Annotated in this window: 11 protein-coding genes and 1 pseudogene; 6 read left to right on the plus strand and 6 right to left on the minus strand. The window is 65.2% G+C overall.

Going from position 1 to position 13,883, the window contains the following annotated elements; all coding sequences use genetic code 11:
* Nucleotides 1-71 precede the first annotated feature (71 nt).
* Both FLG15_RS18420 and FLG15_RS23580 read left to right on the plus strand, forming a co-directional pair.
* Complete coding sequence (locus tag FLG15_RS18420; RefSeq protein WP_057679981.1) at nucleotides 72-2,141, plus strand: M13 family metallopeptidase; 2,070 nt, start codon at nucleotides 72-74, stop codon at nucleotides 2,139-2,141.
* Between the two features lie 215 nt (nucleotides 2,142-2,356).
* Nucleotides 2,357-2,782 (plus strand): hypothetical protein, encoded by a 426-nt coding sequence (locus FLG15_RS23580; protein WP_209228181.1) that lies wholly within the window; start codon nucleotides 2,357-2,359, stop codon nucleotides 2,780-2,782.
* Nucleotides 2,783-3,011: 229 nt separating this feature from the next.
* Here FLG15_RS23580 and FLG15_RS18435 read toward each other — a convergent pair whose 3' ends face one another.
* A complete protein-coding gene (locus tag FLG15_RS18435; RefSeq protein WP_209228179.1) occupies nucleotides 3,012-3,995 on the minus strand; it encodes an oxygenase MpaB family protein in 984 nt (327 codons plus the stop codon).
* Nucleotides 3,996-4,405: 410 nt separating this feature from the next.
* On the opposite strand from FLG15_RS18435, the gene FLG15_RS18440 reads away from it, so the two are divergent.
* Entirely contained in the window at nucleotides 4,406-5,080 is a 675-nt protein-coding gene (locus FLG15_RS18440) for a hypothetical protein (RefSeq protein ID WP_081022732.1), read from the plus strand.
* Nucleotides 5,081-5,263: 183 nt separating this feature from the next.
* On the opposite strand, the gene FLG15_RS18445 is transcribed toward FLG15_RS18440, so the two are convergent.
* The 4 genes and pseudogenes from FLG15_RS18445 to FLG15_RS18460 all read right to left on the minus strand — a co-directional run bounded on the left by FLG15_RS18445 (nucleotide 5,264) and on the right by FLG15_RS18460 (nucleotide 9,809).
* Nucleotides 5,264-6,859, minus strand: coding sequence for an APC family permease (locus FLG15_RS18445; RefSeq protein ID WP_150147004.1), 1,596 nt, complete (start codon nucleotides 6,857-6,859; stop codon nucleotides 5,264-5,266).
* A 331-nt stretch (nucleotides 6,860-7,190) separates the two neighbouring features.
* Nucleotides 7,191-7,562 carry a hypothetical protein gene (locus tag FLG15_RS18450; RefSeq protein ID WP_017157422.1) on the minus strand — a complete coding sequence of 124 codons (372 nt, stop codon included), beginning with the start codon at nucleotides 7,560-7,562 and terminating at the stop codon, nucleotides 7,191-7,193.
* Nucleotides 7,563-7,732: 170 nt separating this feature from the next.
* Nucleotides 7,733-8,509 carry a LytR/AlgR family response regulator transcription factor gene (locus FLG15_RS18455; RefSeq protein ID WP_057677567.1) on the minus strand — a complete coding sequence of 259 codons (777 nt, stop codon included), beginning with the start codon at nucleotides 8,507-8,509 and terminating at the stop codon, nucleotides 7,733-7,735.
* Nucleotides 8,506-9,809: pseudogene (locus FLG15_RS18460) on the minus strand (sensor histidine kinase). Before FLG15_RS18460 ends, FLG15_RS18455 begins: the two are co-directional and overlap by 4 nt.
* Before the next feature lie 309 nt (nucleotides 9,810-10,118).
* Between FLG15_RS18460 and FLG15_RS18465 the strand changes: the two are divergent.
* Nucleotides 10,119-11,333: an FAD-dependent oxidoreductase gene (locus tag FLG15_RS18465; protein ID WP_150147007.1), complete on the plus strand. Its 1,215-nt coding sequence runs from the start codon at nucleotides 10,119-10,121 to the stop codon at nucleotides 11,331-11,333.
* Nucleotides 11,334-11,644: 311 nt separating this feature from the next.
* On the opposite strand, the gene FLG15_RS18470 is transcribed toward FLG15_RS18465, so the two are convergent.
* The gene (locus tag FLG15_RS18470; RefSeq protein WP_057677569.1) at nucleotides 11,645-11,839 is read right to left on the minus strand and encodes a hypothetical protein; all 195 of its coding nucleotides are present in this window, start codon (nucleotides 11,837-11,839) and stop codon (nucleotides 11,645-11,647) included.
* A 478-nt stretch (nucleotides 11,840-12,317) separates the two neighbouring features.
* On the opposite strand from FLG15_RS18470, the gene FLG15_RS18480 reads away from it, so the two are divergent.
* Together FLG15_RS18480 and FLG15_RS18485 are read left to right on the plus strand one after the other, a co-directional pair.
* Nucleotides 12,318-12,821 carry a YciE/YciF ferroxidase family protein gene (locus FLG15_RS18480; RefSeq protein WP_057677570.1) on the plus strand — a complete coding sequence of 168 codons (504 nt, stop codon included), beginning with the start codon at nucleotides 12,318-12,320 and terminating at the stop codon, nucleotides 12,819-12,821.
* Nucleotides 12,822-12,959: 138 nt separating this feature from the next.
* Nucleotides 12,960-13,859 (plus strand): manganese catalase family protein, encoded by a 900-nt coding sequence (locus FLG15_RS18485; RefSeq protein WP_057677571.1) that lies wholly within the window; start codon nucleotides 12,960-12,962, stop codon nucleotides 13,857-13,859.
* Nucleotides 13,860-13,883 lie beyond the last annotated feature (24 nt).

Raw genomic sequence — 13,883 nt, forward strand, 5'->3', positions numbered from 1 at the left:
TGTGTTGTCCGTTTTGGTTATACGAGCTGCGCCGCATGGCTTCTCTGCATCGCCCCGTCCTGATCGCCGCTATGTCTGCCGCGCTGCTGACCACCGCCGCCTGCTACCGTGATGGCGCGACACCGGCCGCGAGCACGCACCCAACGCCGCCGCCCAGCAAGCCCAAGCTCGGCGATTTCGGCTTCGATGCGACCGGCATGGATCGCAGCGTGGCGCCGGGCGACGACTTCTTCGACTACGCCAGCGGCAGCTGGGTCAAGCGCACGCAGATTCCGGAAGATCGTGCCAGCTTCAACAGTTTCGTTTCCATCGCCATCGAGACCGAACGGCATAGCCGCGACATCATCGAAGGCGCTGCCGCCAACGACCGCGTCACCGGCGAAGACAAGCAGATCGGCGACTATTACGCCGCCTACATGGACGAAGCCAGCATCGAGGCCAAGGGCGCGCGCCCGGTGCAACCGGAACTGGAGGCGATCGCCCAGCTCGACGACAAGCAGGCGCTGGCGCGCACCCTGGGCGGCCAGCTGCGTGCCGATGTGGATCTGCTCAACGCCACCAATTTCCATACCGACCGGCTGTTCGGCCTGTGGGTGTCGCAGGACCTGCTGCATCCGGGCCGCTATGTGCCCTACCTGGTGCAAGGCGGCCTGGGCATGCCCGAGCGCAGCTTCTACCTGGACGGCGGGCGCATGGCGCAGCTGCGCGAGGCCTACCGCGCGCACATCGTCACGTTGCTGGAGCTGGCCGGCATCGACGATGCGCCCGCCAGGGCCGAGCGCATCCTGGCACTGGAAATCGCCATGGCGCGCGTGCACGCGACCCCCGAGCAGACCAACAACGTGCAGGCGGGCGCCAACGCCTGGAAGCAGTCGGATTTCGCGCGCAATGCGCCCGGCCTGGACTGGCCGGTGTTCTTCGAGGCCGCCGGCCTCAACGCCCAGCAGGATTTCATCGTGTGGCAGCCGCGCGCGGTGAGCGGATTGTCGGCGTTGGTGCAGTCCGAGCCGCTGCAGACCTGGAAGGATTATCTGAGCTTCCGCGCGCTGGATCGCGCCTCGCCCTACCTGTCCAAGGCCTTCGCCGACGAGCGCTTCGCGTTCTACGGCACCACGCTGGAAGGTACCCCGCAACAGCGCCAGCGCTGGAAGCGCGGCATCGACGCGACCAATGCCGCACTGGGCGAAGCGGTCGGCAAGCGCTACGTGCAGAAGTACGTCAGCGCGCAGACCAAGACGCGTGCCGAAGAGATGGTCAAGAACATCATCACCGCGTTCGGCAAACGCATCGACGCACTGGAATGGATGAGTGCCGAAACCAAGCAGCATGCCAAGGCGAAAATCGCCGGCCTGACGGTGGCGGTCGGTTACCCGGACACCTGGCGCGACTACAGCGGGCTGGACGTGCGCCGCGATGATGCGCTTGGCAATGTGCAGCGCGCCGAGGTCTTCGAATACCGCCGCAACCTGGCCAAGCTGGGCAAGACGGTCGATCATCGCGAGTGGTACATGCTGCCGCAGGAGGTCAATGCGCTGAACGTGCCACTGGAAAACCGCCTGATCTTCCCGGCGGCGATCCTGCAACCGCCGTTCTTCGACCCCGCCGCCGACGATGCGGTGAACTATGGCGCGATCGGCGCGGTGATCGGCCACGAGATCAGCCACAGCTTCGACAACATGGGCGCGCTGTTCGACGAACACGGCGAGCTGCATAACTGGTGGACACCGCAAGACCTGAAGAAATTCGAGAGCGCCGGCAACGCCTTGGCCGCGCAGTTCAGCGCCTACCAACCGTTCGACGACTTGTCGGTCAATGGCAAGCTGACGCTGGGCGAAAACATCGCCGACGTTGCGGGCCTGGCCACCGCATACGACGCCTACCAGTTGTCGCTGCAGGGCAAGCAGCCCCAGACCCTGGATGGATTCAGCCCGGATCAGCGCTTTTTCCTCGGCTTTGCGCAGGCCTGGCGAGGCAAGTATCGCGACGCGGCACTGCGCAATGCGTTGCTCACCGACGTGCATGCGCCTGGCCGCTTCCGCGCGCAAACCGTGCGTAACCTGGATGCCTGGTATCCGGCCTTCGATGTGACACAGGATCAGCAGCTGTATCTGGCGCCGGAGCAGCGGGTCAGGATCTGGTAATTGGTGTGTCGATCGCTGCAGCGCCATTTTGGCCGATCGCTGCAGGGCTACCGTTTAACACCGGTGCTACAGCGCGACTGGTGCGTGTGTCTGCTGTGCAGTTCTTCGCTGCCAAGGCTGGTCTGGCGTTGAAGGTTGAGCGACTCGCCACGGGATCGGAAGTGAGATGAGACGCAGCTAAGCTTTGGTACTGCGTGCATGCTGCTGTTGCTGTTTTGCCGCTGTTGTTGTCGGTGTTGCCGTTGCTGTTGCCGTTGCTGTTGCCGTTGCTGTTGCCGTTGCTGTTGCCGTTGCTGTTGCCGTTGTTGCCGTTGTTGCCGTTGTTGTTGCTGTTGCTGTTGTTGCTGTTGTTGCTGTTGTTGCTGTTGTTGCTGTTGTTGCTGTTGTTGCTGTTGTTGCTGTTGTTGCTGTTGTTGCTGTTGTTGTTGTTGTTGTTGTTGCTGTTGCTGTTGCTGTTGTTGTTTTTCTTGCTGCTGCTGGCGTTGTTGCTGTGCTGTGCCGGTTCTCGGCATTACGTGATTAGCGCGGCACTCACGATTTCTTTGCTGGCCTGCCTGCTTAAAAAACTCGTGACGCCTGGGTTGCCGCTCGACATGCCCCTACCCTCGCCCCAACCCCTCTCCCGAAGGAAGAAAGGCTAGTGTTCGATTGCTGGTAGCACGCAGCACGCAACGCTACACCTACCAGCTGGCCGCTCACCGCCGCTGCGGCAGGGTGCTGAAAGCCCCTCTCCCCTCGGGAGAGGGGTTGGGGTGAGGGTACGGTGCGCATCACGCTACCGCCCGCGCGCATCCCCCTTGCCAGCCGCTCCCGGGCACCGCCACGTCGCTCGCCACTCCAGAACGCGCAACCAGCCCAATCTCGCAACTATTACGCGCGGTTGGGCCACTCCAGCAACATCGCCGGCGGCAATTGCATGCGCCTGCATGCACGCGCAGACAGTCCGTCGCGCAAGGCGGTGCGGAACAGCGGCGACAGGCTGCGCAGCAACCGTGCCGATGCGCGCGCCTGCGCGCGTTGGGCGGCGGTGCGGCCGAGCATGTCGCTGGCCCAGCCGGGCAACAAGGCCGTGCCAGCGCCGAGAAATACCCCGCGCGACAGGCCCGCGGCGGGCACTGGCAGCTGGATGCTGGTGAGGATGTCGAGCACCTCGCGCGAGCGCGCGTCCATGCGCAACTCTCCCAGGACCGATGCGAAATATGCATCCACCTGCGCCTCGCTGGCCGGCACATCGGCAGCGCCCAGCGCTTCAGCCACGCGTCGCGCTTCGTCGTAATAGCGATCGGCGATGGCAGCAGGTACCTGGCGGCAATAACGCCGGCATCCCTGCAAAAACCCGTAGGCCTCGGTGACATGCACCCAGGTGAGCAACTGCGGGTCGTTGGCCTCATAAGGCACGCCGTCGGCGGTGTGGCCGCGGATATGCGAGTGGATCTTGCGCACGCGCGCAATCAGTTGTTCGGCTTCCGCACGTGGTGCGTAGGTGGTGCCGGCGACGAAGTTGGTGGTGCGCCGCAGCCGCCCGATCAAATCGGTGCGGAAGTTGGAATGGTCGTAGACCCCGGCCAGCGCGCGCGGATGCAACAACTGCAACATCAATGCGCACAGGCCGCCGGACAACATGCCCGGAATTTCGGAATGGATGCGCCAGGTGATGCTGTCGGGCCCGAAGATGCCCGGGTCGCCCAGCGGCTGGTCGTATTCGATGGTGCTCTGGCCACGCGGAAACGCATCGAGCACCCAGCGATGGATCTGTTTGGCGGCGGGGGCGGTGAGAGTGCGCAGGACGGCTGACATGCGGCCATGATACGCAGCGCATCTGCAACGCCAGATCAGCGTCGCGCAAACCAGCATCCACTCATGAGTCGCGACGGCGACCAGATGCGGACGGGCATCGTGACCGCGGCGCCGGAAGAGGGCGACCTGGCATCTGGGTGGGTACTGACCACTCGGGCAGTCCCCCCTGATCTTTCTACAAGCGGGCCCGGCGTCGCCCCAACGCCTACCTTCCGAACGTGTCCGGCAAGCCAGCCTGCCATCCCCCGTGAACCCGGCAATTACCGCAGCGCCGAGTGTGCAGTGCAGCAAGATCGAAGGCCCAGCGCAGGCACGCGGTGGCGGCATTGCAGCAAATCCGCCTGAATTCAGCAATTTGTGCGCGTCTGCGCAGAATTGCGCGGCCGGCGCTTGGCTTGGGGCATTGCCATGCACAGCGAAAGTGCTAGAACTAAGACCGTCCGTCGACGCACTGCTTGGCCAGCACGTTGCGGACGCTCCAGGGCACCGGCCACGGCCAGTGCAGCAAGTCGTTCGTACCAGCCATCCGTCAGGAGCTTGTCATGATCGCTTTGTTCCAGGGTTTAGGCCTGCTATTGCAGGACAACGCACTCCATCGGCTCCCCTTCGACGAGCAGGTGGCTCACTGGCGCGACAAGACCGACGCGCAGCTCGACGAAGAGCTTTCGTTGCTCAAGGTGGCCAAAAAGCAGTGGGTGATCGCCTCGATCATCGGCTGGCAGGCGATTTCGCTGATATTGCTGGGCGTGATCACGCACCAGCTGTGGCAGAACGACTACCACCTGACCTTCAGCCGGGTGGTGATCATCTTCACCTCCTGGGCGTCGATCCTGTTCGTGATGTGGTACATCGCCGATCTGTTCGACCACAGCGCCGGTTTCGAGCGCTGGCTACGCGCCTTCAACAGCCGCGCACGGGTGACGCCGGATGCAGACTCGGTCGAGTGCGTTGCCGACGCGCTGGACATGACGCGCCGCTATCCGGAGGTGCTGCGCTACAAGCAGGAGGTCACCTCCAAGCGCGAGTTGCGCCACGAGGACATCGTCAACATGCGCGAAATGGGCCGCCTGCGCCGCTATACCGAACTGCTGCGCGACCTCGACCGCTTCGATGGCGCGCCACGGCTGGTGGTCAATTCCTGACCAGGGCCGCCGTGGCGATGCAGCGACGCCGTTGACGGAAACGCGTTGCCTGCAGCACTGATTCCGCTGCAAACAACAACGGCCGGTGCGCACTGCACCGGCCGTTGTTGTTGATTCCCAGCGATCACTGCCAGCCGGTTGACGGGCGCCGGCGCCTGGCAGCGCGCCCGACACGGTGACCGCTCACGCCTGCGCAACCGCCTTCTCCACCGAGGGAGTCCGCCAGCCGCTGCGCACGCCCCAGACGTAGAACACCGCGCCCACTACGGCGACCACGACCAGATCGGTGCCGTAGCTGAGGTAGCCGTGGCCACCGAAATCGGTGCTGCCGGCCCACGAGACAAGGGCGATGGTGGGCAGGTAGCAGATCATCCAGGCCGCGCCCTTGAGGTTGCGGCGCAGGTCCGGCCAGCCCTGCTTGGCCTGGTAATAGCAGTACACCGGCAGCGCCACGACCATCAGCAGGATGATCTCGCCGGTCAGCGGCCAGCGCGCCCAGTACAGCAGTTCGGTGGCCATCACGAAGGCCACGCCAGCCAGTACTGGCAGCGCAGCGATGCGCAGCGGGCGATGCAGCTCCGGTGCATGGCGACGCAGCGCCATCGCGCTGATCGGACCGGTGAGGTAGGAAATGATGGTGGCCACCGAGATCACCGCCGCCAGCGTGCCCCAGCCGCGGAAGAAGAACAGGAACACGAACGACACGGCCAGGTTGAAGAACATCGCCATGCGCGGCACGCCCCAGACCGGGTGCAGCTTGCCCAGCACGGCCGGCATGGTGCCGTTCTTTTCCATGCCGTAGACCATGCGTGCAGTGGTCGCGGTATAGGTAATGCTGGTGCCGCTGGGGCTGACGAATGCATCGATGTACAGCAGCATCGCCAACCAATGCAGGTTGACGATGATGGCCAGTTCGGCGAACGGCGAGCGGAAATCGATGCCGTGCCAGCCGGCCTTGGCCAGCAGATCCGGCGGCACGGCGCCGATGTAGGCCACCTGCAGGATCACGTACACCACGGTGGCCAGCGCGATCGAACCCAAGACGGCGAACGGAATGCTGCGCCCGGGGTTACGCGCTTCGCCAGCCAGATTCACCGGGCTCTGGAAGCCGTTGAAGCTGAAGACGATGCCGGCGGTGGCCACTGCGGTGAGCACCGCGGCCAGGTCGAGCACGTGCGCATCGCCGTGGATGCCGACGCCGAAGTTCTCGCTGTGGAAGCCGCTGGCGATCAGCGCCACGCCGGTCGCCGCGGGCACCACGAGCTTGAACACCGTGATCAGCGTATTGGAGCGCGCGAACAGCTTGACGCTCCAGAAATTCAAGAAGAAATACACCAGCACCAGCACCGCCGAAATCAGCAGGCCGGGCACCGAGAGCTCACCTGCCCCTCCGGGCGCCTGCACATACAAGCCCTGCGCCCAGGCCCATGGCCAGGACGCCATGTACTGCACCGAGGCCTCGGCCTCGACCGGGATCACCGAGACGATGGCGATCCAGTTGGCCCAGCCGGCAATAAAGCCCACCAGCGATCCGTGCGAATAGTGGCTGTAGCGCACCATGCCGCCGGATTCGGGGAACATGGCGCCCAGCTCGGCATACGACAGCGCGATGGTGGTGATGATCGCTGCGCCCAGCACCCAGGCCCAGATCGCGCCGGGGCCGGCCAGCCCGGCTGCGCGCCAGGCGCCGAACAGCCAACCAGAGCCGATGATCGAGCCCAGGCCGGTGAGCATGAGGGCGAAGGGGCCAACGTCGCGGCGTAGCGAGTGTTCGGACATGAGGAGCCTGGCAGTGAGGACGCCGTGAACCGGCAACAAGCCGGTAATGATCGCAGAAGCGACCGCTTGCCGTCAGTGCGTATTCAGGCATGGCCGGGGTTTCGCTGCCGGCATCCTGCCGATTCGGCAGTGCGCCGCCTGCCGACGCACGCCGGTGCCCATTGCCTGCTGCAGCGACCAGGCATATCTGCACCGCAGCCAGGCTGGCGCCGCGGGGTGCCGGTGCCGGGGACCCGCAGACACTGCGCGGTGCGCTCCGGCTTGTGCGCGTGGAGGGTGCCACCTGAGGCACGCCCACCCGACGCCGGCTCGGTGCGTGGGTAAGCCTTCCTCAACCGTGGCAATCGGCCCGCGGAGCGGTGGTGTCCACACAGGTGTGCGCCTGGCCGGGGACGCCGCGCAATTCGCGCACCTGCCCTGGCGCCAGCGCAAAGCTGTCCAAGGTCTTGCGGGCACACGTCGGTGTGCTTGCGCCATCACCGCTGCTGCGAGCGCCGCACTGCTCCTCAAAGATCAGATAGTAGCAATGGCCGGTATCGCTGGCCAGGCAATGCACGCTGGTACCGGTCGCGGTGATCAGCGTCTTGCTGAAGATCACATCGTGGCCGTCGCGGGTGGCACGGGTGATCGAGGTGGTGCCACTGCGTTCGTGGCAGCCGGCCAGGGCAAGCAGGCAATACACCAGGGAGGCGATCAGGCGCATGGAGACAGTCCTTTCAGTCGATGCAAACGGGGGAATCAAAGCAGGCTGCAGCGCATCAGGCAGCGGTGATCGGTCATCGCAACTCGGCCGTGGCGCGCGCGCGCGCATGCCGGTTCCACGCGCGCTGTCGGTATCCATCCGGGACTGCTCGCGATGTCTGCCGAACGCGCTTACATGCCGCGGAACAGGCTCATGAACGGCTGGCTGACGGTCAGCGTTTCGCTGCGGCCGCGCAGCGCCAGCCGGCCCTTGCCGGTGTCCTCGCGCACCACCGAGGCAACCGCCTTCATGTTGACGATGGTCGAGCGATGGATCTGCTTGAACACTTGCGGGTCCAGTACATCCAGCAGTTCGCGCAATGGCGTGCGCAACACCGCTTCGCCGGCCGCGGTCATCACCGTGGTGTATTTCTGATCGGCCTGGAAATACGCCACCTCATCCAGCGCGATCAGGCGCGTCTCGCGCCCGCTGCTGGCGGTAAGCCAGGCCAGCGGCGGGGCAGCGCTGGCTGCGGCCGGGAGTGCCGACAAACGCTGCAGCAAGGCCTCCAACAACGCGCCATCCGGCTGCCCGGCAGCGGCGCGTTGTTGCACGCGCTGCCAGGCGGCCTGCAGTCGCTCGCGGCCGATGGGCTTGAGCAGGTAATCCACCGCACCGTGTTCGAACGCATCGATGGCGTACTGGTCGTAGGCGGTGACGAACACCACCTGGCTGCGCGGGCTGACCTCGCGCATCGCACGCGCCACCTCGATGCCGGTGAGGCCGGGCATGCGGATATCCAGGAACACCACGTCCGGCTGCTGCGCGGCGATGGTCTCCAGCGCGCTGGCACCGTCCTCGCAGTCGCCCACGATCTGCAACTGCGGGCACACCTCGGCCAGCAGCGTCAGCAACGATTGCCGCAGCAAGGCTTCGTCTTCGGCCACCACCGCGCGCAGCGCACTCATGCCCGCACCTGGGAGGCGTGTGCGGCCTGTGCGCCCGCAGTAGCTAACGGTAGCGGCGGTGGCGCGGCAGCAAACTGCGTCGGCAGCGGCAGGCTCAAGGTGGCCGCCACCCCGCTGGGGAAGTTGGACACGATGGCAAAGCTCGCCTTGCCGGCATAGATCAGCTGCAAGCGCTCGCGCAGGTTCTTCAAGCCGATGCCAGTGCCGTGGCTGTGCGTGTTGAAGCCCTGGCCGTCGTCGGCCACGGTGAGGGTGACATGGTCATCGTGGCGACGCGCCAGGATCCACACGGTGCCGCCACCGGGCTTGGCTTCCAGCCCGTGCTTGATCGCGTTTTCCACCAAGGTCTGCAACATCATCGACGGCAGCGGCAACGCACGCAGTTCGTAGGGCACTTCCACCTGCAGGGCCAGCCGCGTGCCCATGCGGATGCGCAGGATCTCCAGGTAGGCCTGGGTGCGTTCGAGTTCTTCGCCCAGGGTGGCGATGGCGCCGTCGGCATTGGGCAGCGAGCTGCGCAAATACTGGATCAGATGGCCGATCATGATCTCGGCGCGCGGCGGGTCGGTGCGCGCCAGCACCTGTGCGCTGGCCAGGGTGTTGTAAAGAAAGTGCGGCTCGACCTGGGCGTGCAGCAGATTCAGGCGGCCACGGCCAGTTCCTTTTCCATGACCGATTGTTCGGCGGCGGCCTGTTCGTCGCGACGCTGCTCGCCGACCCGGCGCACCACCGCGCGATTGATCGCCTCGGCGTTTTCGTAATTGCTGCCTTCGTCCACCGCGAACAGATCCACCCAGGCGCCGGCGTCGGGCTCGCACAACACGGTGACGCTGCTGGTGCCCTGCCCCGGCGCGATCGTCGCCAGGATCTGGTTGTGGGTGATGGCAAAGCGCGCGAACAGGTTCCAGCGCGACGGCTGGCGACCGGCGTACGGGTCGATGCGGCGCACCTTGGCGCGGATCAGCAGGCTGCCCGGTGCGCATTCGATGTCCTGCACACGCGGCAGTGCACGCACCGCCTCTTCCATCACCGCAAAGCTGGCCTGCACATCCAGCGGCACTTCGATCTGGCGGCGCTGGCGGGTGGACAAGGTGGTGTGGTCCAGCCGATCGGCGATCAGGCGCACGCGCCGCACATGGGTGACCGAACTCATCAACGCAAGCGTCAGCAAGACCATGCAGGCCAACGCGTAGATCGGGCCGATGGAGCCGAACAACTGCGCCCACATGATCCCTGCCACCACCAACGCGGCGGCCCAGGCGAACACGATACGCACGATCAGGAAGACGCTGGCAGACACGGGTGGGCAGCTCGTTGGGTGGGACGGGAGCGAGCATAGCCGGCGCGCGCGACTGCGAAAGCCCCGGGCGACGAATGGCCGCCAGCGCGGCATCAAGCGCCAGGATTGCGGTGCGAAACCGTGGTGCCGGCTACGGCCGCGGCAGATGCGCGCGCTATGCTGGAGACATGCCGGCGCTGCGCATGCCGCGCTCGGATGCTGGCACGCGACAGACAACACATCTGCAGAGGCCACAGCATGCATCCGCGCAGGCGGGGCGAGCCGCATCACGGCAACCACATCACCCACCACAGCACGTCAGGGAGTTGCATGCACCGTCGTCATTTTCTACGCAGCGCCGGTGTTGCGCTGGCGGCCGCCTCCACGGCGAGCTGGGCAGCAACCGACAAGACGCGCGCCGTCCCGCCCGCCACGCTGCCGGTCACGCCGCCGGGTGGTCTGCCTGCGCCATTCGCGGCTGCCCCGCCATTGGCACCGATGCGCGCCTCGGTCGACCGCATCATCGCCATCAACGGTTGCACGCGCCCGTTCCGTGCACAGGGGCCGCGGATCGAAGCCGAGCGTCTCGGGCGCAGGACGGTGGTGCACAACTACGGGCATGGCGGCAGCGGGTGGTCGCTCTCGTGGGGTGCCGCCGAACAGGCATTACGGTTGGTGCGTGCGGCCGACCCCGCTGCGCGCGAGCTGGCGGTGATCGGGTGTGGCGCGATCGGCTTGACCACCGCCCTGGTGGCGCAGCGCGCCGGCTTGCGCGTGCGCATCTACGCGCGCGAGCGCCTGCCGGATGTGCGTTCGTTCTATGCCACCGGCGTGTGGTCGCCCGATTCGCGCGTGTGCACCAGCGAACACGCCACTGCCGACTTCAAGACGCGCTGGGAAGACATGGCGCGCACATCGTTTCGCCGCTACCAGACCCTGCTGGGCCTGCCTGGCGAGCCGATTGAATGGCGTGATGGCTACGTGCTCTCGGACGTGCCCTTCGATCAACCTGTCGCCTCTGCCGAAGCGCATGAGCCGGACTACCCGCCGCTGGAGCGCGAACTGCTCGATGATCTTGGTCCGCGCTCGCAGCCGGTGGCGCCCGGCGGTCATCCGTTTCCAGTGCCATTCGTGCGCCGCTACAGCCAGCTCACCTTCAACCTCAGCGCCTACGCGCGCTTGTTGATGGACGACTTTCTGCAGGCAGGCGGCGAGCTCTACACGCGCGAGTTCGAGCATCCGCGCCAATTCGGCGACTTGCGCGAGAAGATCCTGATCAACGCGACCGGCTACGGTGCGCGCGCCTTGCTGGGCGACGACAGCGTGATTCCGGTGCGCGGGCAGACCGCGCGCCTGATCCCGCAGCCGGAAGTCACCTATGGCCTGGTCTGGCGCGGCCATAATCTCAACGTCGTGCCGCGACGCGACGGGTTGTTGGTGCAGGCGCAAGGCGCGCACGACTTCAATAACGCAGACGCCATGCCCGATCGCGCCGCAACGGAAGCGGCGGTGCGCGAGCTGGCGCGGCTGTTTGCCACACGCTGAGCCAGGCGAGCGCGGTGGTGGCCGGCGTGCATTGCAAAGCGTAGGTGCTGGCAGTGATGGGCAGTGGCCTCCACCAGATGCCAGCACTGCAGATGGTTGTGCCAGGCCACCTGTCGCGCTTGTTCCAGTCGTTGGAATATCGATCCACGCCAAGCGCAGCATCAACACCCGATCCAGCACGCTTCGGGTCGGCGTGGACGGCGCAGGCGAGCAGTAGGGTGTGCGCGATCGCAACGATCGCCAGCCGCGCCCGCCAGACGGTGCGCGCAGTCGTTCCATTCGCGCTTTAACCGCTGCTCGGCACCGCCGCGCTAACGATCTTCAAGCGAAGCCTGCAATGCACTGGCCAGCGCAGCGTCGCCGCTGACCAGTTCTTCCCAGCGCAAGGTCACGCCTTTGCGCTTGCCTTTCTCGACCAACTTCAAACCTTGCGGATCGATGATCAAGGTATATGCCTGATCGCCGATCTGCAGTTCGCGACGTAAGGGTTTGTCCAGCGGCGTCATCGCACAGCCTCGCAAAAAGTTCGATCACTGTTGTATCGCATCGACGTGGATCGATGCGACATCTGCAGCGATGCGTAAGCGCCGCCACATCCATGCCGAGGCGATGGCGGTAGTAGGTACGCCAATTGAACTTTCCATCATTGCCCACGCAGCGAGCGCGGCCTGCACCACAGCACAGGTCGCCATCGCACCGGGATCACCGTTTCCACCAATCCCGCTAACACTCGCAGGACTAGCGTAGCGACCACGCGGTGCTGCCTGGAGATCGAAACGAGGACGAAGGTGTCTTTCGAAGAACATCAAGCGACGTGCTCGCAGCGCTCGTTTGCGAGCGAATGACGCGCACGGAATTTCAAAAGTGTCTTACGTGATCCATCGGCACGTTCGTCTGCAGGCGTGCAACGCGAGCGCATCAAGGCATCGCCATCGACATGGCGAACGCAGCAACCCACCCTCTGACCAACCCAAGGAGCCACACATGGCGATCAAGACCGTCAAAGAACTTTTCATCCACGAACTGTCGGACATCTACAGCGCCGAGAAGCAGCTGACCAAGTCGCTGCCGCGTCTTGCGCGTGCGGCCACCGAGCCGAAACTCAAGCAAGCCTTCGAAACCCACCTGGAAGAAACCCAGGGCCAGATCGAACGCATCGACCAGGTTGTGGAGACACTGGGCATCAAGCTCAAGCGCATCAAGTGCGCTGCGATGGAAGGCCTGGTCGAAGAAAGCCGCGAGGTCATCGACGAAATCGAAGCCGGCCCGGTGCGCGACGCTGCACTGATCGGCGCGCAGAAGGTGGAGCATTACGAGATCGCGTCCTACGGCACCATCGCCGCCATGGCCAAGCAACTCGGTTATGCCGATGCCTTGCCGCTACTGCTGGCCACGCTGGAAGAAGAAAAGGCCACCGACGAAAAGCTGACTTTGCTTGCCGAGCAAGGCGGCAACCAGAAGGCATCCAAGGCCAGCAAGGCCGCCTGAGTCACCGCGCAGGACGGCGGCGCCGTCCTGCGTCGCTTGCATATCCCTGCGGGCATCCCCCCGAAAGCCAAAGCCCCACGTTTCTGCCCGCTCCCTGAGTGGTCGTAGTTGCCGGGCGCCAGCCATGGAGCATCACCCATGTTCATGCACAACAAGCGTTTGATGTACACCGTCCGTGTCGCCCAGCCCAACCCGGATTTGGCCACGCTGATGTTGGAACAGTTCGGCGGACCGCAGGGCGAACTCGCCGCTGCGATGCGCTATTTCACCCAGGCCCTGGGCGAAGACGATCCGGGCCGCAAGGATCTGCTGTTCGACATCGCCACCGAAGAAATCAGCCACCTGGAGATCATCGGCTCGATCATCGCCATGCTCAACAAGGGGCCCAAGGCGGTGCTCTCCGAGGGCATGGAAGAGGCCATGGACATGCGCAACATGACCCAGAACAGCACCAGCCATACCCAGCAAATCCTGTATGGCGGTGGCCCGGCCCTGGTCAATTCCAGCGGCGTGCCGTGGACGGCGGCGTATGTCGACAGCATCGGTTGCCCCACGGCCGACATGCGCTCCAATATCGCGGCCGAGGCACGTGCCAAGCTGGTGTATGAGCGCCTGATCAACGTCACCGACGATCCGGGCATCGTGGATGCGCTGCGTTTCTTGATGACGCGCGAAGTGGCGCACCAGAAGTCGTTCGAAAAAGCCCTGTACTCGATCGAGCCGGACTTCCCGCCAGGCAAGCTGCCGGGCGATCCGCGCTTCACCGACAAGTACTACAACACCTCGCAGGGCGAGGGCGACATGATCGGCCCGTGGAATGCCGGCGAGCAGTGGGAAGTGGTGGCAGACCGCGAGGCGCAGGCCGCCGTCGATGGTGGCGACGGTTCTGCCACGGTTGCGCTGGATGCCACGCAGACCGCGGCGCTGGATGCCATGTCCGAGCGCCTGCTCTCCAATCCCGAGCTGGACCGCGTGACCGGCGCAGACCTGGGTGCAGGTCCGGGCGCCGGCTCCACCACCGGCGATATCCAGCGTTAATTGATGGGTGCAGCTGCACCCTTC

This window comes from Xanthomonas phaseoli pv. dieffenbachiae (genome assembly GCF_008639345.1).
In the GTDB taxonomy this organism is placed as follows: domain Bacteria; phylum Pseudomonadota; class Gammaproteobacteria; order Xanthomonadales; family Xanthomonadaceae; genus Xanthomonas; species Xanthomonas phaseoli.